The sequence below is a fragment of the Klebsiella terrigena genome (assembly GCF_012029655.1).
Classification (GTDB): Bacteria; Pseudomonadota; Gammaproteobacteria; order Enterobacterales; family Enterobacteriaceae; genus Klebsiella; species Klebsiella terrigena.
The window spans coordinates 3,167,517-3,190,198 of record NZ_CP050508.1 but is presented as its reverse complement, the minus strand read 5'-3'; the positions used below and the strand labels follow the sequence as shown (position 1 = coordinate 3,190,198).

Sequence of the window (22,682 nt, the reverse complement as noted above, 5' to 3'; positions counted from 1 at the left end):
AAATTATCTTTGTTATTTGTTTCCCGTCGCGCGCTTAAGCGCAATGCGAGCGGTAATACGCAGCCTTATCAGGCGCCAGAACACCCAGATCAGCGTGCCGGCGGAAATCATCGCCGTCAGCAGATAGGTGTCATTGTAGGCAAGAATATTGGCCTGCAGCGTTGAGGCGTTCTGCAAGAGCGTGCTGGCCTGAACGTTCAGCAGCGTGCTGTCGCCAATCTGGCTTTGATACATCTGGCTGTATTGCTGAAGACGCTCGGCAATCAGCGGATTCAGGGTGGTTATCTGGTCGGCGAGCTGGCTGGAGTGAAACTTTTCCCGCCAGGTCTGAAAGGTGCCGAGGATCGCTGACCCCAGCAGGCCGCCGATATTCTGGCTCATACCAAACAGCACCGAAAAGCTCACCAGGTTGCGCTGGTCGGCAATGACCCCGCCGATCCCGGCCAGCATCGCCGGCGCCAGGAAGAAGGCGCTGCCGAAGCCGAGCAGGAACTGGCTGAACATCAGCTGCTCGGGACGCGTCAGGATGGTCGACTGGCTGTCGAGCAGCGAGGCTACCATGATCAGCGCCAGCGCGGTGGCGGTGGGCCAGTAGAGCCGCTGCGGGTTCAGCGTCAGGCAGCTGGCGATAATTCCGCAGAGGATCCCGGCGAAGATCGACCACGCCAGCTGGGTCATCTGCTCGTTCTGTAGCCCGACGTACTGCAGCCAGCCGATAACCCCGGTGTTCTGCTCCGCCAGCACGATCCGCATCAGCAGCATAATTAATCCCAGGCGCAGGATACTGCCGCTGGAGAGCCAGTGGGTGTTGAGCAGCGGGTTGCTGCGGTTGTGCTCGAAGGCGATGGCCGACACAATCAGCACCACCGCGCCTGCCAGCGCCCAGCCGATCCACGGGGCCTCAAACCACCAGTCAAGACGGCCCAGCGAGAGGACGGCGCAGACCAGCGCCATGCCGGGGGCCAGCAGAATAAAGGTAATGAAGTCCTTTTTCTCGAACACCTTCTTGCGATCGCTGGGAGGCAGCTTGAGCACCATCACGCAGGCGAGTGAGACCAGCGCCAGCCCCAGTTCAAAAAAGTAGAGGCCGCGCCATTCGTCAAGCTGCAGCAGCTCCGTGGAGAAGAGGCGGGCGAGGGGAATCGCCAGCGATGAGCCGGTTATCCCGATGGTCAGCGCCTTCAGGCGGTGGCGGGCGGGCCACGCCTGCACCTGATAATAAATGCCCAGCGAGCTGAGCGCCGCCGCCACCATGCCGTGCGCGGCGCGAACCATCATGGCCGAGCTGAGATCGTTGACGAAGAGGTGGAAAAAGGTCACCAGCACGTACAGCACCAGGAAGCCTTCGGTAAAGGCGCGCAGGCCGAACTGCTGGCGAAATTTTACCAGCAGCAGGTTGATCGAGACGTTGGTCATAACGTAGACCGCAGGCAGCCAGGCGATCTCCGTCGACCAGGCGGCGAAGGTTCCCTGCAGGTTCTGCAGGTTGGCGGTGACCACCGCGTTGCCCAGCGCGCCGGTCAGGCAGACCAGCAGCCCGACGATGCCGTAGGCGATACGCTTTGGCGTAGAGTGAATCGGCGTCGACGGCGAGCCGAGGATCGCCGGCTTTTCATGCGGCGCCCAGTCGTGGGGCACGTAGGGGTTTTCAGGACGGCGAGGCATTACTTTTTCTCCACCTCGCGCAGCAGCTTTTCCAGCACCAGGTGGGTTTGCTGCCGCTCTTCGGGGCTAATGGCGCTTAAGATCTCTTCGCGTAAATCATCGGCCACCGTTTTGACCTGCAGATAGAGTTCAAGGCCTTTGTCGGTGGCAACCAGCAGGCGCTTGCGCCGGTCGCTGTCGGTTTTTACGCGCTCCACCAGCGCCAGCTCCACCAGCCGGTTGATCAGCGGGACGATGGTGGCGCTCTCTACGCCCAGCTCCTGGGCCAGCTCGCTTTGCGAGAGCGGCTGCTCGTTGCGGGCAATCGCCGAGACCGCGACCCAGCTGGCCTGGCTCATGCCGAGGTCCTTGAGCCGGCGGTTGACCGCCAGCCGCCAGTGATGGGCGGTAAGGTAGAGTAAATGGGAAAAGGTGAGCTGTCGGTTATCCATAATCTTCCGCAAAGTCATTAGAGCTCTAATGATTTTATGCCCGACGGATTGGCGAATTCAAGGTTAAATAGAAAAATTGTTAATGGACTGTACGTAAAATGTACGGGGCGGCGGTGGAAGTTGGATGCTGAGACGGTATCGCGCAGCGGCAATTTTCAACGCCATGCCGGGCTCACGGGGGCGGGCGAAACGCCCTCTTGCCGTTGACCCGTGGAGGAGATTGTTAAGGAATAGGGAACGATCGATAACGGAAAACGCCACCGTGCTGATAATCTGCAAAAATAAACAGCACTCTTGCTCACGTCCCCGCAAGAAGACGCGCGCGTCGGGCGATGAAAGGGCAAAAAAAGCCCGGACCAGGGCCCGGGCTGTCGTGGCGATCGTCGTCGAGCCTTAGCCCGGATAGATCCCGCGATCTTTACGCGCCATCAGAATACGCTCACAGGCAACGATGTAGGCTGCGGTACGCAGAGAGCACTCTTTCTCGGAGGCTTTCTCGCAGACGTGGACGATTGCATCGGTCATGATGCGGTCCATTTTGGCGTTGATCTCCTCTTCGCTCCAGAAGAAGCTCGCCATATCCTGCACCCACTCGAAGTAGCTGACGGTCACGCCGCCGGCGTTACAGATAACGTCCGGCACCACGATTACGCCGCGCTCGGCCAGCACGTCATCGGCTTCAGGGTAGGTCGGGCCGTTCGCGCCTTCCAGCACCAGCTTGCAGCTGATTTTTTCCGCGCGCTCGCGGGTGATCTGACCCTCCAGCGCCGCCGGGATCAGAATATCCATCGGCGTGGTCCAGAAGGCTTCTTTGTCGATTTCGCGGGCGCCAGGGAAGCCGGCAATCTGCTTCTTCTCCGCCTGCCATGCGGTCAGGGCGGCCATATCAATCCCGCCCTCGTTGAACAGCGTCGCGGTGTGGTCCTGAATCACCACCACCCGAGCGCCAACTTCGGAGAACAGGCGGGCCGCTTCGCTACCCACGTTACCAAAGCCCTGCAGCGCAACTTTCGCGCCCTCAATTTCAATTCCGAAGCGGCCAGCCACTTCGCGACCGGTGATAAACACGCCGCGGCCGGTGGCCTTTTCGCGACCGAGAGAACCGCCGAGGTGGATTGGCTTACCGGTAACCACGCCGGTGATGGTGGTGCCGTGATTCATGGAGTAGGTATCCATCATCCACGCCATCACTTTGCCGTTGGTGCCAACGTCCGGCGCCGGGATATCCTTTTGCGGTCCGATGATGAGGCCGATTTCACTGGTGTAGCGGCGGGTCAGACGCTCCAGCTCGCCTTCCGACAGGCTGAACGGGTCAACGCGAACGCCGCCTTTCGCACCGCCGTAAGGAATATTGACCGCCGCGCACTTAATGGTCATCCAGGCAGAAAGCGCCATCACCTCGTTGAGGTCAACGTCCGGATGGTAGCGAACACCACCTTTACCCGGGCCACGCGAAAGATTGTGCTGTACGCGATAGCCTTCAAAATGGCGGATGGTGCCGTCATCCATCTGCACCGGGATATCGACGATCAGCGCGCGCTTCGGGTGACGCAGGGTTTCCACCCAATAGGCAAGGTCGCCCAGGTAAGGCGCTACGCGGTCGATCTGGCGCAGATAGGTGGTCCAGGGAGATGCACTACTTTCAGATGCGTAAGATAACTTTTCCATAAGAGTCCTGTTCTCAGTGTTATTTATATCGTGTGAAACCGTGGAATAGCTACAGCAGTAAACTCTGTGTGAAGAATAATATCACCAATTTTATAAAGCAGTATTTGACGGCAATGGCGAATTTTACATTTTTGTTAGAAATTTTATTTTTTAAGTGAATAACTAAGCACTGAAAACCCACCTCATGCAGTGCATTGATATGCATACTCTATGCAAATTAGTGAATATAAAAATAAATTATCTATATTTTTCATTACCTTGATGATCTTCAAAAAGTGAATAAATGCCGTGATACCGTATTGACTTTACGGCACGACAGGCCCCAGCATGAGAGCACGCAATACACAAGGTGTTAACCGTGACTTAACAATTACCCCTGCATTGATAAGGGCTTTATTTCCTGCGCTGAATTTCATCTCCGCGCAACGGATTCGCTCGCAATAAAAACGGCGGCCGGGAATTGTTAATTTCAAATATCCACGACTGACAAATTTAATTATTGTCAACCATTGTTCCGGAGAAGTGTTATGTCAGGCAGTATTACTCGTGAAGATTTTGATTCTTATATGGTTCCCTGCTTCTCTCCAGCCCCGTTTATTCCGCTGAAAGCGGCGGGTTCGAGAGTATGGGATCGGCAGGGTAAAGAGTATATCGACCTGGCGGGCGGTATCGCCGTTAACGCTCTTGGGCACTGCAACCCGGCGCTGGTGGAGGCGCTAAAGGCGCAGCTCGACTGCCTGTGGCATATCGGCAACGGCTATACCAACGAGCCGGTGCTGCAGCTGGCTAAAACGCTGGTTAACGCCACCTTTGCCGATAAGGTTTTCTTCTGCAACTCCGGGGCAGAAGCCAACGAAGCGGCGCTGAAGCTGGCGCGCAAATATGCGCACGACAAGTTCGGCGCCGATAAAAGCGAAATCATTGCCTTCAACAACGCCTTCCACGGCCGCACGCTGTTTACCGTATCCGTAGGGGGACAGCCGAAATACTCCTGCGATTACGCGCCGCTGCCGCCGGATATTACCCATCTGCCGTATAACGATATCGCGGCGCTCACCGCCGCCATCTCAGCGCGCACCTGCGCGGTTATCGTTGAGCCGATCATCGGTGAAGGCGGCGTGGTTCCGGCCGACCCGGCGTTTCTCAGCACGCTGCGCGAGCTGTGCGATCGGCATGACGTCACGCTGATTTTTGACGAAGTGCAGACCGGCGCCGGGCGGACCGGCGCGCTCTACGCCTACCAGCACTACAACGTGGTTCCGGACATTCTCACCAGCGCCAAGGGGTTGGGCGGCGGCTTCCCGATTGGCGCTATGCTGGCGAAAGAGGCGTGGGCGCAGGTTTTCCAGCCGGGAACCCACGGCACCACCTTCGGCGGCAATCCGCTGGCGGCAACGGCGGCCAACGGCGTTCTGGCACAGCTCGATGAGGCCCTGCTGGCCGGGGTTGGCGAGCGCCACGACGCGATCGTCGCGGGGCTGAATGCCCTCAACGCGAAGTACGATCTCTTCAGCGCGGTGCGCGGCGTTGGGCTGCTGATTGGCGCCGAGCTGGCGAGCCGCCTGCGGGGCCAGGCCAAAGCGCTGACTAACCTTGCGGCGCAGGAGGGGCTGATTGCGTTGATTGCCGGGCCTGACGTTCTGCGCTTTGCCCCGGCGCTCAATATTCCGCTGGCGGACATTGAGGAAGCCTTTGTGCGCCTCGATCGTGCCGTCGCCCGCCTGACGCGTTAATTCGGGAGACGGTTTATGATGCTATTTCGTCCCGTCAGGGAAAACGATCTCGACGACATCATCCGCCTCGCATCACGGGCGGGGGTTGGCATGACGTCGCTCCCCAACGATCCCGCGCGGCTGGCCGCGCGGATCCAGCGCAGCGTTGACACCTTTGCCGGCAGGCTCCCTCGCGGGCAGCAGGGCTTCCTGTTTGTGCTGGAGGATACCGACCTGTCGCGGGCGGTAGGCGTCAGCGCCATTGAGGTGGCGGTAGGGCTCGACGAACCCTTTTACAATTTCCGCCTGCAGCGCACGGTTCGCGCCTCGAAGGAGCTGGGGGTCTATAAAAATCAGGAGCTGCTGAACCTGAGCTACGACCACACCGGCCACAGCGAGCTCTGTACCCTGTTTCTCGACCCGGAGTATCAAAAAAACCGCAACGGGCTGTTCCTCTCGAAAGCGCGGTTTTTATTTATCGCCGCCTTCCGGGAGCTGTTTTCGCCGCATCTGTTCGCCGAGCTGCGCGGGCGCAGCGATGAGCAGGGCAATTCACCGTTCTGGGATGCGCTGGGCCACCACTTCTTCGATATTCCGTTTGCCGACGCCGACCGGCTGACCGGCACCGGCATGAAAACCTTTATTGCCGAGCTGATGCCGGCGTATCCGATTTACGTCTCGCTGCTGCCGGAAAACGCCCGCCAGGCGATTGGCGAGGTGCATGCCAATACTTCACCGGCGCGGGCGATCCTCGAAAAAGAGGGCTTCAGCTGGCGCGGGTCGGTCGACATTTTTGACGCCGGCCCGGTGCTTGAAGCGCAAACCGACAGCATCAGAGCGATCGGCGAGAGTCAGTTTATCCCGGCCATGCACGTCATGGCGCAGCGGGCGGCGCCGATCATCGTCGCCAATAACCAGTTTGAACGCTTCCGCGCGGTGCTGCTGACCCCGGAAGAGAATCACCAATGCGAACACGCCGCGCTGGACGCCCTCGAGGTTAGCGAGACTGACCGGGTTCATGCGGTAACACTCAATCCGGAGAGCAGAACATCATGGCGATAAACGCACATTTTATAGCGGGACAGTGGCTGCAGGGCTCGGGCGCGCCGTTAACCAAGCTGGCGCCGGAAAACCAGGCGCCGCTGTGGCGGGCGGCCAGCGCGGGAGCGGCGGAGGTGCAGGCCGCCTGCGCGGCGGCGCGCGGCGCTTTTTATGCGTGGTCTCATCTTGCGCTGGCGGAGCGTATTGCCTGCGTGCAGCGGTTTGCCGCGCTGCTGGATGCGCATAAAGAGGCGCTGGCGGAGATGATTTCTCGCGAAACCAGCAAGCCGCTGTGGGAAACCCGCACCGAAGTACAGGCGATGATCGGTAAAGCGGCGATCTCCATCGACGCCTACGCCGAGCGTACCGGCGATCGCGAATCGGCGATGCCGGACGGCAAAGCGCTGCTGCGCCACAAGCCGCACGGGGTGATGGCGGTCTTCGGCCCCTACAACTTCCCCGGCCATTTGCCGAACGGTCATATTATTCCGGCGCTGATTGCCGGCAACACGGTGGTCTTTAAGCCCAGCGAGCTGACCCCGGCAACCGCCGAGCTGACCGTTCAGCTGTGGCAGCAGGCGGGGATCCCGGCAGGGGTTATCAACCTGATTCAGGGCGGCAAAGAGACCGGCCAGGCTCTGCTGGAAAACCGCGATATCGACGGGGTGCTGTTTACCGGCAGCGCCTCCGTCGGCACCCACTTCCACCGCTATCTCGGCGGCCAGCCGGAGAAGATGCTGGCGCTGGAGATGGGCGGCAACAACGCGCTGATCGTCGCCGACGCGGCCGATATCGACGCGGCGCTGCACGTGATTATCCAGTCGGCGTTTATTTCCGCCGGGCAGCGCTGCACCTGCGCCCGCCGGCTGCTGGTCAGACACGGGGAGCAGGGGGACGCGCTGCTGCAGCGGCTGGTTGCCGCCAGCGCCAGCATTCGCGCCGGCCGCTGGGATGCCGAACCGCAGCCGTTTATGGGCGGCGTTATCTCGCTGCAGGCGGCGCAGGCAATGCTGGCGGCGCAGGACAAGCTGGAACGCCTCGGCGGCAAGGTGCTGCTGCGCATGACCCAGCCGGACCCGAACTCTACGCTGCTCACGCCGGGGATTATCGACGTCACCGGGATCGACGTGCCCGACGAAGAGTATTTTGGCCCGCTGCTGACGGTGGTGCGCTATGAGCAGTTTGATGAGGCGATCCGCATGGCGAATAACACCCGCTACGGGCTGGCGGCGGGGCTGATTTCTGCCGACCCGGCGCTGTTCGCCAGGTTCAGCGACGAAGCGCGCGCCGGGATCGTCAACTGGAACAAGCCGCTGACCGGCGCCTCCAGCAAAGCGCCGTTTGGCGGCGTGGGCGCCTCCGGCAACCACCGGGCGTCGGCCTGGTACGCGGCGGACTACTGCGCCTGGCCGATGGCCTCGCTGATTAGCGAAACGCTGACGCTGCCGGCGGCAACGTCGCCCGGCCTGCCATTCTGACAACGGATTCTGTGAGGACACTATGTCTGGTTTTGAAGCTAATTTTGACGGCCTGGTTGGGCCAACGCACCACTACGCCGGGCTGTCGGTCGGTAACGAAGCCTCGCAAAATAACCGCGACGGCGTATCCAACCCGAAGAAGGCGGCGCTGCAGGGCTTATGCAAAATGAAGGCCCTCGCTGACAGGGGCTTTATTCAGGGGATTTTACCGCCGCAGCCGCGGCCGAATATCGCCGCCCTGCGCGGTCTGGGCTTTTACGGCAGCGATGAGCAGGTGATTACCCGCGCCGCCGCCGACGCGCCGCATCTGCTCTCGGCTTTTAGCTCCGCGTCATCGATGTGGACCGCCAACGCGGCAACGGTATCGCCATCCGCCGACAGCGCTGACGGCAGGCTGCACTTTACGGTCGCCAACCTGACCAATAAGCTGCACCGCTCCCAGGAAGCGCCCACCACCGCGGCGATTTTGCGCGCGACCTTTGCCGACGAAAACTATTTCGTTCATCACCATGCCCTCGCTCAGCACGGCGATCTGGGCGATGAAGGGGCGGCAAACCACAACCGCTTCTGCTACGACTATGGCCGCCAGGGGCTGCAGCTGTTTGTCTACGGCAGGCGCGCCAGCGGCGGCGTGGCCCCGCAAAAATATCCGGCGCGCCAGACCCTGGAGGCGAGCCAGGCGGTGGCGAGGCTGCATCGGCTGAACCCGGAATATACCGTCTTTGCCCAGCAGGACCCGGCGGCCATTGACGGCGGCGTGTTCCATAACGACGTCATTGCGGTGAGCAATCGCCACGTGCTGTTCCATCATCAGCAGGCCTTTGTGCAGCAGCAGGCGCTGCTGGAGACCCTGCGGGAAAAAGCGGCCCGCCTGGATATTCCGTTTGTCAGCGTTGAGGTTCCGCAGGCGCAGGTGGGGCTCAATGACGCCGTCGCCTCGTACCTGTTCAACAGCCAGCTGCTGAGTAAGCCGGACGGCAAAATGCTGATCGTGGTGCCGGAAGAGTGCCGCCAGCGGGAGAACGTCTGGCACTACCTGAGCGGGCTGGTGAGCGACAGCGCCTCGCCGATCGACGAGCTGGCGGTGTTCGATCTGCGCGAAAGCATGCGCAACGGCGGCGGCCCGGCCTGCCTGCGCCTGCGGGTGGTGCTGAACCACGCCGAGCTGGCGGCGGTGAATCCGCACAGCCTGATGGACGACGCGCGCTATCTGCAGCTCACGCAGTGGGTTGAGAAGCACTACCGCGATCGCCTCCATGCCCGCGACCTGGCCGACCCGCAGCTCCTGAACGAGGTCTATCGGGCCCTTGATGAACTGACGCAGATTTTGCGCCTGGGCTGCATCTATGACTTCCAGCGCTAAGGGGCCGGGAATGGACAACAAGGTGAATGATTTGCTGCACTGCCGGCTGACAGAGTGGGCGTTCCCCGCAGAAATCGAGGCGCGCTGGCTGGCGGATGGCGTGCTGCAGCTGCTGCCGCAGAGCCCGTGGCGGCAGGCGACGATCGTTTCGGCCGGGATCCACGGCAACGAAACCGCGCCGATAGAGCTGCTGCTGGAGATTGTGCATGCGCTGAGCCAGGGCCGGCAGCCGCTGTCGCAGGCGCTGCTGATCGTCTTCGGCAACCTGCCGGCGATCCGCGCCTCCCGCCGCTATTTGCATAACGACCTCAACCGCCTGTTCGGCGGGCGTCATCTGCGCGTTGCGCCGGGCAACGAGTCCCGGCGTGCGGCAGAGCTGGAGGCGGCGACCCTGGCGTTCTATACGGCGGCCGACGCGCACGGCCCCGTCGCCAGAGCGCATCTCGATCTGCATACCGCCATCCGCGGCTCGCGCTACCGCCAGTTTGCGCTTCTGCCCGCGCGGGAGGGGGAGTACAGCGCCGAGTTCTATCGGCTGCTCGCCGCCAGCGGCATGGACGCGGTGGTGCGGCATACCGAACCCGGCGGGACCTTCACCCACTTTACCGGCGAGGCGTTTGCCGCCGAAAGCGCGACCCTCGAGTTGGGCAAGGTGATGCCCTTTGGTGAGAACGATCTGAGCCTGTTTGCCGCCGCCGACGCGGCGCTGCGGGCGACGATTGGCGGCGGGGCGCTGCCGTCGCGCCTTAAGGAGCCGATGCACCATTTTGTGGTTCAGGAGAGCATCATCAAGGGTGACGATCGCTTCACGTTGCACCTCGATCCTAAAATCGAAAACTTCACCGCGCTTGCCGCCGGGCAGGTCATTGCCCGCCAGGCGGAGAAGACGTGGGTTATCGATGCCCAGGCTCCCTATATCCTGTTTCCGAATGCGGGAGTGGCTCGCGGGCAACGCGCCGGTTTGCTGCTGAAGTCTGCCGCGCCATGCCTTTCTTTGCCTCTCTGAAGGAATCGACATGACTCAACATCAACGCGAGGGGCAGGAGCATCCTGCCATCGACGGGGAGTGCCCGTCGCAGCTCAAACGCGGCCTTGGCGCCCGGCACATTCAGATGATTGCGCTGGGCGGCGCTATCGGTACCGGCCTGTTTATGGGGGCGGGACGAAATATTGCGGTGGCGGGGACCTCGATCCTGCTGATCTACCTGCTGGTGGGCTTTTTTACCTATATGGTGATGCGGGCGATGGGCGAAGTGCTGCTCACCCGCCTGGATTACCGCTCTTTCGCCGATTTCGTCGGCGATTATCTGGGGCCGCAGGCGAGCTTTTACCTCGGCTGGACCTACTGGCTGAGCTGGGTGGTGACCTGTATCGCCGACGTGGTGGTGTGCGGCAGCTATATGCAGTACTGGTTTCCCGAGATGTCGGCGTGGATGCCGGCTCTGAGCACCCTCGGCATTCTGTTCCTGTTCAATTTGCTGTCGGTGAAGATGTTTGGCGAGGCTGAATTCTGGTTTGCGCTGATCAAGGTGATTACGATTATCGCGCTGATTGTGACCGGCGCGTGGATGATTGCCATCGGCTGGACCTCGCCGGACGGCGTGAAGGCCTCGCTGCACCATATCACCGACCCGACGGTCTTTATGCCTCACGGCGTCACCGGGTTCCTGGCCGGCTTCCAGATAGCGATTTTCTCCTTCACCGGGATTGAGCTGCTCGGGACAATGACCGCCGAGACCCGCGATCCGCAGAAGATTTTACCTAAGGCGATCAACGCGCTGCCGCTGCGGATCATCATTTTTTATCTGCTGTCGATGGTGGTGATTATTGCCGTGGCCTCGTGGCCGGGCGTGTCGCCCGATGCCAGCCCGTTCGTGACCCTGTTTGCCAAAGCCGGCCTGCCCGCCGCCGCGGCGGTGATTAACTTTGTAGCCCTGACCTCGGCGATGTCGTCGGCCAACAGCGGGGTCTACTCCAGCACCCGCATGCTCTACGGCCTGTCGGTTGAGAAGCATGCTCACGGGCAGTTCCGCATCCTGTCGCGCCACACCCGCATTCCGGTGCGCAGCCTGCTGTTCTCCTGCTTCTGCATGCTCAGCGGCACGCTGCTGCTGTTCCTCGTGCCGAACGTGATGACCCTGTTCACCATCGTCTCGACGCTGGCGGCCATCATGGTGGTCTTCAGCTGGGGCATGATCCTCGTCGCCTACCTGGTATATCGGCAAAAGCGCCCGGATCTGCATGAAAGCTCGACCTTTAAGATGCCGGCGGGCGTGGCGATGAGCTGGCTAAGCCTGCTGTTTTTTGCCTTCGCTATTTTTATCATGATCTTCGACCCCGATACCCTGAAGGCGCTGATCGCCACGCCGCTGTGGTTTATCGCGCTGTGGCTGTGCTGGAAGATAAAGCAGAAGCGAGAAGGGCAAACGCGGCTGGAGAAACTTAACGCCTGACGGGATACAATCGGCCTAATCGGCTGCGCGGCGATAAAGCAGGACGTTGTCGCCGCGCAAATTGAAAAGGAGAGAGTATGTCAGATAGTTTCCCGGCGCTGTCCGCCGATACGCTGGCGGCAGCGAACCTCGTCGGCGCATGGCTGGCGCAGGACGATTTTTCCACCCTGGCGCAGAAGCCGCCGCTTGAGGTGGTGGTACTGGCGGGCAACGCGGTGATCCCAACCATTGATGCCGCCTGCCGGCTGGCGGCCGAGGCCGAGGTTCCGCTGCTGATAAGCGGCGGAATTGGCCATTCAACGTCGTTCCTCTATGAGGCGGTACGCAACGACCCGCGCTATGGCTCGCTGCCGGTTGCGGGGCGCGCCGAGGCGCATATTCTTGCCGATATCGCCCATCAGTACTGGCACATACCGCGCGAGCGGATTGTCGCGGAAGCGCGCTCGACCAACTGCGGCGAGAACGCGCGCTTTAGCCGCGAGGTGCTCGAGGCCGAGGGGCTGGCGCACCGCGTCGGGGTGGTTATCCAGGACCCGACCATGCAGCGGCGCACGATGGCCACCTTCGCCCGCGTCTGGCAGGGAGAAGATCCGCTCCCGCGCTGGTACAGCTACCCGGGCTACGTGCCGCAGCTGCACAATACGGCGGAGAGCGGCCTCGCGTTCAGCGGCGCGGCGCAGGGGCTGTGGCCGGTGGGGCGCTATCTGGCGCTACTCCTTGGCGAGCTGCCGCGCCTGCAGGACAGCCCCCAGGGATACGGCCCGCTGGGCAAAGATTTTATTGCCCACGTTGATACGCCTCCGCAGATTGTCAGCGCGTGGCGCCAGCTGCGTGAAGATAGCCTCCTGACCCACGCCCTCGGGGATCGCACCTTAGGCTGATGATTTTTGCCCGTTTGCGCCGGATTTGCCGCAAACGGGCAGTTTGTGTTACCTGAATGTAACTTTTTCTCCGGGCTTAGGGCCCGATTCTATGAAGTAATTCACATAATCACGCGTATGCACTGCTCCGGCTGCCCGTTATGGATAGATTTTTAACAAATAAATCACTTGTTAAAAACAATAAATCCACAGGAGCAGGCTATGACAGCACCCGTTCAGCACCCGATGTATATTGATGGTCAGTTTGTTGCCGGGCGCGGCGACGCCTGGATTGACGTGCTTAATCCTGCCACCGAAGCGCTGCTCTCCCGCATTCCCGACGGCAGCGCCGAAGACGCGCAGCGGGCCATTGATGCCGCAGAACGCGCGCAGCCGGGCTGGGAGGCGCTGCCGGCTATCGAGCGCGCCGGCTGGCTGCGTAAAATCGCCGTCGGGATCCGCGAACGCGCGGGCGAGATTGCGGCGCTTATCGTTGCCGAGGGCGGGAAGACCCAGCAGCTGGCGGCGGTGGAGGTCTCCTTTACCGCCGATTATCTCGACTATATGGCCGAGTGGGCGCGGCGCTACGAAGGTGAAATCGTGCAAAGCGACCGTCCCGGTGAGAATATCCTCGTGTTCAAACGCGCCCTCGGCGTGACCACCGGCATTCTGCCGTGGAACTTCCCGTTCTTCCTGATTGCCCGCAAGCTCGCCCCCGCGCTGCTGACCGGCAACACGATGGTGATCAAACCGAGCGAGTTCACCCCCAATAACGCCATCGCTTTTGCGCAGATAGTCGATGATATCGGCCTGCCGAAAGGGGTGTTTAACCTCGTGCTGGGCCGCGGGGAGACCGTTGGCCAGGAGCTGGCGGCGAACCCGAAAGTGGCGATGGTCAGCATGACCGGCAGCGTGGGCGCGGGTGAAAAAATCATGGCCGCCGCGGCGAAAAACATCACCAAAGTGTGCCTCGAGCTGGGTGGCAAGGCGCCGGCGATTGTGATGGATGACGCCGACCTCGAGCTGGCGGTTCGGGCGGTGGTCGATTCGCGGGTGATCAACAGCGGGCAGGTATGCAACTGCGTCGAGCGCGTTTACGTCCAGAAGGGGATCTACGATCGCTTTGTTAACCGCCTCGGCGAAGCGCTGAAAGCGGTACAGTTTGGCGACCCGGCGCAGCGGGATGATATCGCTATGGGGCCGCTGATCAACGCCGCCGCCCTGGAGCGGGTCGAGCAGAAGGTAGCCAAAGCGCTGGCCCAGGGCGCGCGCCTGGCGCTCGGCGGCAAAGCAACCGGCGGTCGCGGCTATTTTTATCCGCCGACGCTGCTGCTGGACGTGCGCCAGGATATGGATATTGTCCACGAAGAAACCTTTGGCCCGGTGCTGCCGGTGGTGGCATTTGACACGCTTGAGGAGGCGCTGGCGATGGCCAACGACAGCGACTACGGGCTGACGTCGTCCATCTATACGCGCGACCTGAACGTAGCGATGAAGGCGATTAAGGGGCTGAAGTTCGGCGAAACCTACATCAACCGCGAAAACTTTGAGGCCATGCAGGGCTTTCATGCGGGCTGGCGCAAATCGGGCATCGGCGGCGCCGACGGTCGCCACGGTCTGAACGAGTACCTGCAGACCCAGGTGGTCTATTTGCAGGCCTAAGCGGCGGGTGAAGACGCGGATAGCCGAGGGCTATCCGCTTTTATTTGCTTATTTAGCGAACCTTTCCAGCACGCGGATGAGCTGGGTGACGAAGCCGTATTCGTTGTCGTACCACGCCACGGTTTTGACCAGCTGAACGTCGCCGGCCTCGGCGATTTCGAGCTGGGTGGCGTCGTAAATCGAACCAAAGTGGCTGCCAATTACGTCGGAAGAGACAATCTCCTCTTCGGTATAGCCGAAGGATTCATTATTCGCCGCCGCGTTCTTCATCGCCTGATTGATCTCTTCGGCGGTGACCTTTCTCTCAAGAATCGACACCAGCTCGGTGACCGATCCGGTTTTGGTCGGCACGCGCTGGGCGTGGCCCTTCAGCCTGCCGCTGAGCTCGGGAATCACCAGACCAATCGCCTTCGCCGCCCCGGTGGTGTGCGGGATGATGTTTTCCGCCGCCGCGCGCGAGGCGCGTAAATCCTTACCGCGCGGGCCGTCCACCAGCGACTGAGTGCCGGTGTAGGCGTGAATGGTGGTCATCGTGCCGAGCCTGATGCCGAACGCATCGTGGAGCACTTTCGCCATCGGTGCCAGGCAGTTGGTGGTGCAGGAGGCGACGGAGATAATGGTGTCGTCCGCGGTGAGGGTGTCGTCATTGACGTTGTAGACGATGGTTTTCATCTCCCCGGCGGGAGCGGAGATCAGGACCTTTTTCGCCCCGGCGCTGAGGTGGGCCTGGGCTTTTTCCGTCGAGGTATAGAAGCCGGTGCACTCAACGATAAGCTCCGCGCCCGCGCTTTCCCACGGAATGTTCCGGGCCTCTTTCTCCGCGTAGACGGTGATGCTCTTACCGTTAACGATCAGGGCATCGTCGGTGAAGTCGACGCTCCACGGGAAGGGACCGTAGTTAGAGTCATGTTTTAGCAGATAGGCCAGCACTTTTGGCGAGGTGAGATCGTTAATGGCCACGACCTCCAGTGGGCTGTTAACTTCCAATAAACGGCGTAATACCAGACGTCCGATACGACCAAATCCATTAATTCCAAGCTTGCTCATGGAAAATCTCCTGGTGAGTCGGTTAGAGGGTAAAACTCATACAGGCATACTCCAGTCGGTCGATTTGGGCAACCCGCAAAATCGACCGGGCGGCTAAGCTTTTGAAAAAACGCGACAGAAACATTCATGCGTTTGCTCATCGCGGGGAGGGCGGAAGCTGGCCGCTAAAAGCGAGTTTGCGGGCCTGATCCTGCCGGGCTCAGGCGCTCTCGAGATCGCCTGACCAAATCATCGCCGCGCTTCCCGCACCGCTCCCTTCCGCCACTTTTACCGCCAGAGCGGCTTTGTGCTTCTGGCTGGCGTTTGCCATGGCTACGGCGGTGTCGGTTACGGTGAAGGTTCCATGATTGGGGCAGGTTAAAATATGAAAATCTCCCCAGGGGATTGCCGCGGTTAACGCTGAGCTGCAAGCAGGGCAATGGGGTAAAGATGAAGAGTAAGCTGACATAACGCCTCCTGAAAAGTGGGCGCCAATCATTCCATATGTTGATGATGCGATGGTGGCTGTGAATGCTGAGGAATATATTTGCATGATGAATGAATTAGGCCTGGCGTCGCGAGCCTCCGATAGCCGCAATATGGTTATGCCGGGAGGCATTTTTGCCTCTCAGCATTATGGCACCTGCGTGGCGCAGTAGTTCGCGGCCGTTCAGATGCGGGAAAAGCCTTCGGCGTCGGCGATAACCACGGCGTTGCGGCCGGCGCGTTTGGCTTCATAGAGCGCTAAATCAGCTTTGCGCAGGACGCTGTAAACGTCGTTTACGCTCTCGCTGAACCCGGCAACGCCGAGGGAGATGGTCACCTTTTCGGCGTGGGGGAAATCGGCATGCTCGATCTCCACCCGGATACGCTCCGCCACTTCGGCTGCCGCAGTCAGGCCGGTGTCCGGGAGGAATACGACAAACTCCTCGCCGCCAAACCGGCAGGCAACCTGCCCGTCGGCGCAGAGGTTGCGCAGCTTCTCGCCGAACGTGACCAGCACCGCATCCCCGCCGTCATGACCGTGCAGATCGTTAATTTTTTTGAAATGGTCGATATCAATCGCAATGACGCAGCGCTCGGCGCGATGGGAGGACTGTTTCAGCAGCGTGCTGAACCCTTTGCGGTTATAGAGTCCGGTAAGCGGGTCCGTCATCGTTTCATCGCTGAGGGCGTTGACCCGGCGGGCCATGATTTGCAGATGCTGGCTGAACGCCTCTTTAAGGCGCTCCGCTTCCTTGTACCAGACGTTAATGTTGGCCAGCTTTTTGCGCGTGGACGCGTTGTTTTCCGCGCGGGTGAATTCGGCGAGTTTCTCCAGCGGGGCCGAAATGATGGCGGCAAAAATCGTCACGGTTGTCACCGTCAGGAAGATGATCGCGAGCGTGAACCAGAAGGCGTTAACCACCGTCTGCATTAATATACGCGATACGCTTTCCGACGCCCCCGAGATGATAATCTTCCAGTCGGCCTGCTTCAGGCTGGCGTAGCCGACCAGGCTGTCTGCGCTTTTGTCATCGCCAAAAAAGTGGCCATTTTGCGCGTTAATAATCTGCGCCTGCAGGCCGGGAGTGGGGCGAAACTCGCCTCCCACGCGCGCCGGATTGCGATTAAAGATGATTTTTCCGTCATTATCGATAACGCTGACGTCCGTCGTATTTTCATAGAAATGCATGCTTAGAATATCGCTGAGCATGCTCTCTTTTTGCAGATAGATGCTGCCGCCGATATAGCCGAGATAGTCGCCGCCGGGGCTAAATAATGGCTGCGAGACAAACACCACGTAATTACCCGCCGCCGAAATGAACGGTTCAGAGATAAAGAGCTTCTTTGAGGTAATGGCCTGTCGGCTGGCGCTCGAATGCAGTTTTATTCCCACCAGCTTGAGGCTTTCCGGGGAGGCGGCGGCAATAACGGCGTCGGAATTAACGATAACCACCGAGTTGAAAAAGCCGGACTGCAGGCGCAGCCTTTCCGCTTCGCTCTTCAGCTGCTGGGGGTCGTTAAGGTTTTTTATCTGCCCGGCGCTGTAGGTGAGCTCCCGCTGCGCCGTCACCAGGTAGCGGTCGGTGGTATCCGCCAGCTTACGGGCGTAAGCGAGGTTGTTCTCAAGCAGCCGGTTCTCAATATTGCCCTTCTGGAAAAACGTCAGGGCGCTGAGCAGCAGCATTGATGTCAGCAGGATCCCTCCGACGGACAACATCAGCATGAGAGTGCGCAGATGCAGTTTTTTTCCTGGCATAGGTTTTCACGTATCTTAAAAATTTTGCGCATTTTATCAGTTTTTTAGCGCAGAACATAAGCCGCTTCTGCCGCTCCGTCGGCTGACAGCAGGTTCTGACAATGGCGGCCGACCGCCATTATGGTGCACCGCTATGCGAGGCGCTAATCGCAGCAGCTTGTGTGATATCAGGGGCGGTCAGAGCCTCCCCGTCGGGGAACGCCAGGTGACATAGCTCCCGTAGCCTGAACCGGTACTCGCAATTTTTATCCAGCCCAGCCGCGTTAATTCCAGCGAAATAAATTTGTTTAAAATGCCGTGTCCCATGCTGACCACGTGGCCGTATCGCGCCGCCGCGTCGATCAGCTCCCGCGCCATCCTGGCGGCTCTCATCCGGACTTCAGCTTTTGCTTCAGAACCGCGCGCAAGGTCGGTAAGCCAGAGCAGGCGGAACAGTATCAGCCAGATAGCGGAGGGGAATTTTATTAGCGGAACGTTGATAACCGGCAGCGGCGCTTCGCTGAGTTCGTGGAGGATAGCGTGCGGGTTTGCACCCAGCGTAGAGAGAGAGGTAAGCGCGCGCGGCAGGGGGCTGGACACGATATAGTCGCCGGCCTCGCAGGCGGATGTTGTCCTCGGGCAGGGCATTTCAGCTACCGTGGCCGCATTGTAATCCGCTATCCAGGCGTGCATTTCGTGGGCGCTAAGCCAGCGCCCGCCGCGGCGGGCTGCGATTTCAGGCTTCCCGTGCCGCATTAAGGTAATGTCCATATGGGTACAGTCTGGTAATGAAATAAGTAGAGGCAATATAACATACCGCTAATTACGCGCTATCGGAGGGGTTAAGGGGCTATCGTAAAGCGATGAGTGCCGTTTGCTATAGCCCGTATATCCTCCTGCCATGGAGCCGCTTGAGGAAAAATTCGATAAACCGCAGGCTAGCTGATGCCTGTTCTGCCTCACTAAATTAAGTCCGTCTCAGCAGCCACCGGAACTTTCATTAATTAAGAGCGGCCATCAATGATGATAGCCGCTATTTTGATTGATGGCTTAAACTTGCCGCATGTAAACATCGGTAATACGTAAATCAAACTCATATGAAATTTTTGAAGTGTCTATCAGAATAAACGCATGAGTGGCCCAATCCGGCGCTCTGTCAATACTCGGAGGTTGGTTAATTTCTCCTTGCATTTGGCCGGGCATAACGACTGTTTTTAGAGTCGAGTTAGTTCCACTGAATTTATATTCATAAACATGACCGTTCTGCTGAAGCGTTATTTGAGGCTCTCTATCCTGGTTTGGTCCGTGTTCGATTAGTTTCGCCCAAATAATTCTTATTTGACAAGACTGACCCGTGCCAGCATAAGTGCTTGCCTTAATGTGATGGATTACACTTCCATAACCCTTAAGTTTTATAGTGCCAAGAATTGCCTGAAATGTCCCATCATCTGCGGCGCTATTGCGCCCCAAAGAGATATAGCCGTTACTCCTGTTTATACTAAAATTCGTGCTGACATCTGTCCCCCAGCCATATCTGGATTTTCTGACATTATTAGTGCCGCCTGGTGGTAAAACCCAAACTTCTTCTGTCCACTGAACATTTTCTGGTCCACCGTTGTAGCAAGAACTATCAAGCCAGTTATCTTGAACTGTAGGCGTTGTTCTAACTTGCGTCAGTAAATTTGGCCAAAAAGGAGGCAGCTGGGTATCACGTAACGAAACATAACCGCTCCCATCAAACCATCCTGTAACATTAGCATCTCCTAATGCTTGCATTTCTCCAAGATTAACTTTCTCAAAAACCACCCGGGATTTATTTCCACAGTAGAATGGATTGGATGTTGTAGGGTATTTGATCTGATCTGCGCCAGCTCTAAACGAAAATAATCCACCGCAAAAATTAACTTTGCATATTTTATTATCAGGAATGTTGATAATATAGTTTTGAGGACCATATCCTTCAACGTGACAATCCCGGAAAATGTGTTGCCCGCCTTCAATATGAATATACTTCCCTTCGTGCCCTGTGGGGTTTTGCTGACCCTTGTTGCCATAAATATAATCAAAAGAGCAATTGAAGAAGTAGCTGAAACCTGAGTGTAGTCTTACGGCGCAGTTGCTTTGAGTGAAAACACAACTATGGAAATTCATCTCCTCGCCTGAATCTTGAGCGCCATCTGGGAAGTAATAACAGACATCACAATGATTGAAGGTAAACCCATACATCCGCAGAAAGTAAAAATTTTTGGTCCCGGTTAAGCCATATGCGAAATTGTCCATCCCTCCACCAAAGAATGTTAACGAGTTTCGTGGGTAACTACCGGACAATGATGTTGAAAAGGTCATGCCATCAACATAAGAATCTATGCCCGGACCAATCATCCTTAAATTGTTAACGCTTAAATTACCTTGAGTATATCCACTATCATTTTGCCATTGAATTGCAACATTTCTTTCTGTTTCACTGACTCCTGCTGGAATCTCCGTAAAATCCAATAAAGCCCCTGAGAAATCATAATCGATGGTTTTAAGATCGAGCTTTAGAGAGGATCTGCATTTGAAGTGGCCAGTGCCAAATGAGAGTGTTCCGTTTTTAATTAATCTATTACCATTCAGAGTTGATTGAGATCTTGCATAGTTATGAGCTTTTTGGATGGATAAAGTATCATCATTTATACCGTCACCTTTTGCCCCAAACATATATGGTGAAACGGTGCCTGATTTTTCTAAAGAACGTATCCATATCCAACTTGCTGTGGAACGAATAACGATGCCGTCATCATCTGCTCTTGCGCTATCCTGCCTCGCAATAAATAAACCTCCACCCTGAGCGGGGAATTGTTCTGAATAATAAGATTTAAGATAGATCACATCACCATTGGAATCTGGTATAATTGCACGAAGCATTGTAATATCAGAACAAGTATTCAAGTTAAACCTCCGTTATTTTTTCGTTGAAAAATAGAATCTTATAACCGTGCAAATAAATGCTGGTTGGTATTTTAAAGGGGCATTATTCAGGTTGGCGTCTCTTCCTCATTTAACAATCGCCACCCCATAGCATCCAGGGCATATTACTGTGATTCGAAAACATCAATATGCTCAGCTGCTGTGCCATTTTCTTAAACGCTTACGCCTTTCAGATAAAGTCTCACTACTTTCGCTGTGATAGTCATTAGTATTACTCCGTCAGAACTTTGGTTGTTTTATCTGGATAGCATACGCTGCCATTTATTCCTGAAGCGGCTAATTTCCAGGTTGGTCCGCTATAACCCTCCATTATCAGGCTCCCTGAAATAGCAGGCCGGCCGGTTGTAGAGCCAGTAATGGTACAGGTGGACCAATTATGAATGGCTGTACCATCTCCCTGGATAATTATTGGGGCGCTATTTCCAAATTTATTCCGCAGGTTTATGCTACCAAGAGACGGTACGGCGCCATCACGCACCAATAACGCCGTCCCGAATGCCCGCTCAGAGTTGTATTGATCGACCCGTGCGTTCGCTGAAAAACGTACCCATGTATTAGTGGCGGCTGATGTTGTAGCGATTAAATCAAGTTTATGTACCCAGCAGGCTTTTGCGAATTCTACTGAAACTCCGCCCTGCTGGTTGTTCATTTGCGCAATGTAGAAGCCTTCAAAAACAATGCCAGCGGTGTTTAAATAAATATCATTATTAACTGTGCTTTCACCATGGAGGTAAATCGGACCAACGGAACCGCGCGTGATGGAAGAAGTGCTGGAGTCCGTGGCAGAACACAATACAGCACCATTTATAGCCATTTTGCTTCTTATCGATATACCCTCGAAACGAAAGTTTTCGCTTCCGGCGTTTATGCCAAAACCCGAATAAACATCCTTCGCATGAATAAAACCAATGTAGGAATTCTGAATATTGAGCCAGGCTACACTACCGCTTAGGCTTGCGATAAAGTTTTCTTTATAATGGCTGCCAACATTCAATACTCCGCCTAAGGAGATGTTGTCACCATTAAAGCTGAATGCTCCGGCACCGTAGTACTTACCGGTGACGTTAGTTATGACTATATCTCCCCCTTGGGTCTCATCAGCTCCAATTGAGATTGCTACGCCGCGAGGCTCTCCAGCCTTACCTGCGGCCTTTCTGGATATCTCATCGGCATTCTGTGGTGTGATGCAACCTGCATACTCATACGAAAAGTTATCAACCTGAACATTGCGTCCTTTTAATACCAGACCATCCCCAGAGCACCATCCAATGCTGGCATTAAATAATTGGTTTTCCCCAGTGACATTATCATCAGGATAGGTGTAGCAACTATAGAGGGCATTTCTAAGGTTGTCCCCGTAAATATCTCGCGTTAGCGTTTTACCATACGCCCGTATTACATTGCATAGACCTTTCCCAGTGATTTTCTCTGCGCGACCAAATCCAAAGGATAAGCCAATAGACTTGTTAACAATGGACCATGCTCCGTCTTTATCAGTATAACCTTCAAAATTTAAAGCATAATAATTCCAGCCATACTTGATGACCGTAGTGGCCGTATTGGTTTCGTCTGAATATTGATGAAACGGTTCATAGGGGCCAGTGGTGATAATCGTCGCACCGTTACCAAGTATGTCTCGTCGTGAACCATCAATAAATCCTGGCACAAAAGCCAAAACCGCAGGTGAGGAAATTAAATACCTTGCATCGGATCTTAGAGAGATGTTTTTCCCTGTTTTAGCCGCGAGCGTAAATGCAACTGAATCATCATCAATGCCGTTTCCTTTTGCACCAAACCACTCTGGCATGACAAAATTTATTGCTTGTTGAACTGAACCCCCTTGTTCGAGAGCAACTAACGAAGCTCCTTTATCAATCGCTGTTGAAGCTAAATCTGCACGAAGGTCATCATCATTTGTTGAAATTTCCATTAATATTCTCCGCTGTTGTTGCTCACTTTATTTATACTGTATATTTATACAGTGTCAAGGCTGTTTTTTGCTCTCCATTGCGCTTCTTCGGCGATGAGAATGATGACGTGAGCAGGAACTGGGGGGAATCTCGTGTAGACGACCGCGATATAGGGGAGATTGTTATTTGTCGAATCCGGAGAAGGTTCCGATGGCATGTTTG

At 57.0% G+C, this 22,682-nt stretch carries 18 protein-coding genes; 8 read left to right on the top strand and 10 right to left on the bottom strand.

All coding sequences use genetic code 11. The features are described from left to right. Positions 1–12 precede the first annotated feature (12 nt). The 4 genes from HCK03_RS15010 to HCK03_RS26555 form a co-directional block, all read right to left on the bottom strand. Positions 13–1,665: an MFS transporter gene (locus HCK03_RS15010; protein ID WP_041145283.1), complete on the bottom strand. Its 1,653-nt coding sequence runs from the start codon at positions 1,663–1,665 to the stop codon at positions 13–15. Next, positions 1,665–2,096, bottom strand: coding sequence for a MarR family winged helix-turn-helix transcriptional regulator (locus HCK03_RS15005; RefSeq protein WP_041145284.1), 432 nt, complete (start codon positions 2,094–2,096; stop codon positions 1,665–1,667). The genes HCK03_RS15010 and HCK03_RS15005 overlap by 1 nt, the downstream gene beginning before the upstream one ends. A 393-nt stretch (positions 2,097–2,489) precedes the next feature. Beyond that, positions 2,490–3,764 carry a Glu/Leu/Phe/Val family dehydrogenase gene (locus HCK03_RS15000; protein ID WP_041145285.1) on the bottom strand — a complete coding sequence of 425 codons (1,275 nt, stop codon included), beginning with the start codon at positions 3,762–3,764 and terminating at the stop codon, positions 2,490–2,492. Between the two features lie 182 nt (positions 3,765–3,946). Further along, a complete protein-coding gene (locus tag HCK03_RS26555; protein ID WP_320158117.1) occupies positions 3,947–4,057 on the bottom strand; it encodes a hypothetical protein in 111 nt (36 codons plus the stop codon). 234 nt (positions 4,058–4,291) lie between these two features. Between HCK03_RS26555 and HCK03_RS14995 the strand changes: the two genes are divergently transcribed. The 8 genes from HCK03_RS14995 to aldA all read left to right on the top strand — a co-directional run bounded on the left by HCK03_RS14995 (position 4,292) and on the right by aldA (position 14,333). Further along, positions 4,292–5,497, top strand: coding sequence for a bifunctional succinylornithine transaminase/acetylornithine transaminase (locus HCK03_RS14995; protein ID WP_143716838.1), 1,206 nt, complete (start codon positions 4,292–4,294; stop codon positions 5,495–5,497). Positions 5,498–5,515: 18 nt separating this feature from the next. After that, positions 5,516–6,538, top strand: a complete 1,023-nt coding sequence (gene astA, locus HCK03_RS14990) for an arginine N-succinyltransferase (RefSeq protein WP_166793774.1) — start codon at positions 5,516–5,518, stop codon at positions 6,536–6,538. Further along, positions 6,529–7,995, top strand: a complete 1,467-nt coding sequence (gene astD / locus HCK03_RS14985; RefSeq protein ID WP_167691827.1) for a succinylglutamate-semialdehyde dehydrogenase — start codon at positions 6,529–6,531, stop codon at positions 7,993–7,995. The genes astA and astD overlap by 10 nt, the downstream gene beginning before the upstream one ends. Before the next feature lie 22 nt (positions 7,996–8,017). Further along, on the top strand, positions 8,018–9,358 hold the full coding sequence (gene astB, locus HCK03_RS14980) for an N-succinylarginine dihydrolase (RefSeq protein WP_041145289.1): 1,341 nt from the start codon (positions 8,018–8,020) through the stop codon (positions 9,356–9,358). Positions 9,359–9,368: 10 nt separating this feature from the next. Further along, a complete protein-coding gene (gene astE / locus HCK03_RS14975) occupies positions 9,369–10,364 on the top strand; it encodes a succinylglutamate desuccinylase (protein WP_135184770.1) in 996 nt (331 codons plus the stop codon). A 10-nt stretch (positions 10,365–10,374) separates the two neighbouring features. Beyond that, positions 10,375–11,811, top strand: a complete 1,437-nt coding sequence (locus tag HCK03_RS14970; protein WP_041145291.1) for an amino acid permease — start codon at positions 10,375–10,377, stop codon at positions 11,809–11,811. Between the two features lie 77 nt (positions 11,812–11,888). Continuing rightward, positions 11,889–12,692, top strand: coding sequence for a YdcF family protein (locus HCK03_RS14965; RefSeq protein ID WP_041145292.1), 804 nt, complete (start codon positions 11,889–11,891; stop codon positions 12,690–12,692). Between the two features lie 201 nt (positions 12,693–12,893). After that, on the top strand, positions 12,894–14,333 hold the full coding sequence (gene aldA, locus HCK03_RS14960; protein WP_041145293.1) for an aldehyde dehydrogenase: 1,440 nt from the start codon (positions 12,894–12,896) through the stop codon (positions 14,331–14,333). A 48-nt stretch (positions 14,334–14,381) separates the two neighbouring features. Here aldA and gap read toward each other — a convergent pair whose 3' ends face one another. The 6 genes from gap to HCK03_RS14930 all read right to left on the bottom strand — a co-directional run bounded on the left by gap (position 14,382) and on the right by HCK03_RS14930 (position 22,480). Then, positions 14,382–15,380 (bottom strand): type I glyceraldehyde-3-phosphate dehydrogenase, encoded by a 999-nt coding sequence (gene gap / locus HCK03_RS14955; RefSeq protein ID WP_167691826.1) that lies wholly within the window; start codon positions 15,378–15,380, stop codon positions 14,382–14,384. 199 nt (positions 15,381–15,579) lie between these two features. Continuing rightward, positions 15,580–15,828, bottom strand: a complete 249-nt coding sequence (locus HCK03_RS14950; RefSeq protein ID WP_167691825.1) for a hypothetical protein — start codon at positions 15,826–15,828, stop codon at positions 15,580–15,582. Between the two features lie 201 nt (positions 15,829–16,029). Next, on the bottom strand, positions 16,030–17,601 hold the full coding sequence (locus tag HCK03_RS14945) for a sensor domain-containing diguanylate cyclase (RefSeq protein WP_167691824.1): 1,572 nt from the start codon (positions 17,599–17,601) through the stop codon (positions 16,030–16,032). Positions 17,602–17,778: 177 nt separating this feature from the next. Next, positions 17,779–18,351 (bottom strand): hypothetical protein, encoded by a 573-nt coding sequence (locus HCK03_RS14940; RefSeq protein WP_143716834.1) that lies wholly within the window; start codon positions 18,349–18,351, stop codon positions 17,779–17,781. Positions 18,352–18,630: 279 nt separating this feature from the next. Then, a complete protein-coding gene (locus HCK03_RS14935; protein WP_167691823.1) occupies positions 18,631–20,511 on the bottom strand; it encodes a hypothetical protein in 1,881 nt (626 codons plus the stop codon). Between the two features lie 250 nt (positions 20,512–20,761). Further along, entirely contained in the window at positions 20,762–22,480 is a 1,719-nt protein-coding gene (locus HCK03_RS14930) for a hypothetical protein (protein ID WP_167691822.1), read from the bottom strand. Positions 22,481–22,682: the final 202 nt, after the last annotated feature.

What these genes read in the sequence shown, in the direction of transcription:
- HCK03_RS15010 (WP_041145283.1), bottom strand. Translation starts at nt 1,665, where the DNA reads ATGCCTCGCCGTCCTGAAAACCCCTACGTGCCCCACGACTGGGCGCCG.
- HCK03_RS15005 (WP_041145284.1), bottom strand. Translation starts at nt 2,096, where the DNA reads ATGGATAACCGACAGCTCACCTTTTCCCATTTACTCTACCTTACCGCC.
- HCK03_RS15000 (WP_041145285.1), bottom strand. Translation starts at nt 3,764, where the DNA reads ATGGAAAAGTTATCTTACGCATCTGAAAGTAGTGCATCTCCCTGGACC.
- HCK03_RS14995 (WP_143716838.1), top strand. Translation starts at nt 4,292, where the DNA reads ATGTCAGGCAGTATTACTCGTGAAGATTTTGATTCTTATATGGTTCCC.
- astA (WP_166793774.1), top strand. Translation starts at nt 5,516, where the DNA reads ATGCTATTTCGTCCCGTCAGGGAAAACGATCTCGACGACATCATCCGC.
- astD (WP_167691827.1), top strand. Translation starts at nt 6,529, where the DNA reads ATGGCGATAAACGCACATTTTATAGCGGGACAGTGGCTGCAGGGCTCG.
- astB (WP_041145289.1), top strand. Translation starts at nt 8,018, where the DNA reads ATGTCTGGTTTTGAAGCTAATTTTGACGGCCTGGTTGGGCCAACGCAC.
- astE (WP_135184770.1), top strand. Translation starts at nt 9,369, where the DNA reads ATGGACAACAAGGTGAATGATTTGCTGCACTGCCGGCTGACAGAGTGG.
- HCK03_RS14970 (WP_041145291.1), top strand. Translation starts at nt 10,375, where the DNA reads ATGACTCAACATCAACGCGAGGGGCAGGAGCATCCTGCCATCGACGGG.
- HCK03_RS14965 (WP_041145292.1), top strand. Translation starts at nt 11,889, where the DNA reads ATGTCAGATAGTTTCCCGGCGCTGTCCGCCGATACGCTGGCGGCAGCG.
- aldA (WP_041145293.1), top strand. Translation starts at nt 12,894, where the DNA reads ATGACAGCACCCGTTCAGCACCCGATGTATATTGATGGTCAGTTTGTT.
- gap (WP_167691826.1), bottom strand. Translation starts at nt 15,380, where the DNA reads ATGAGCAAGCTTGGAATTAATGGATTTGGTCGTATCGGACGTCTGGTA.
- HCK03_RS14950 (WP_167691825.1), bottom strand. Translation starts at nt 15,828, where the DNA reads ATGTCAGCTTACTCTTCATCTTTACCCCATTGCCCTGCTTGCAGCTCA.
- HCK03_RS14945 (WP_167691824.1), bottom strand. Translation starts at nt 17,601, where the DNA reads ATGCCAGGAAAAAAACTGCATCTGCGCACTCTCATGCTGATGTTGTCC.
- HCK03_RS14940 (WP_143716834.1), bottom strand. Translation starts at nt 18,351, where the DNA reads ATGGACATTACCTTAATGCGGCACGGGAAGCCTGAAATCGCAGCCCGC.
- HCK03_RS14930 (WP_167691822.1), bottom strand. Translation starts at nt 22,480, where the DNA reads ATGGAAATTTCAACAAATGATGATGACCTTCGTGCAGATTTAGCTTCA.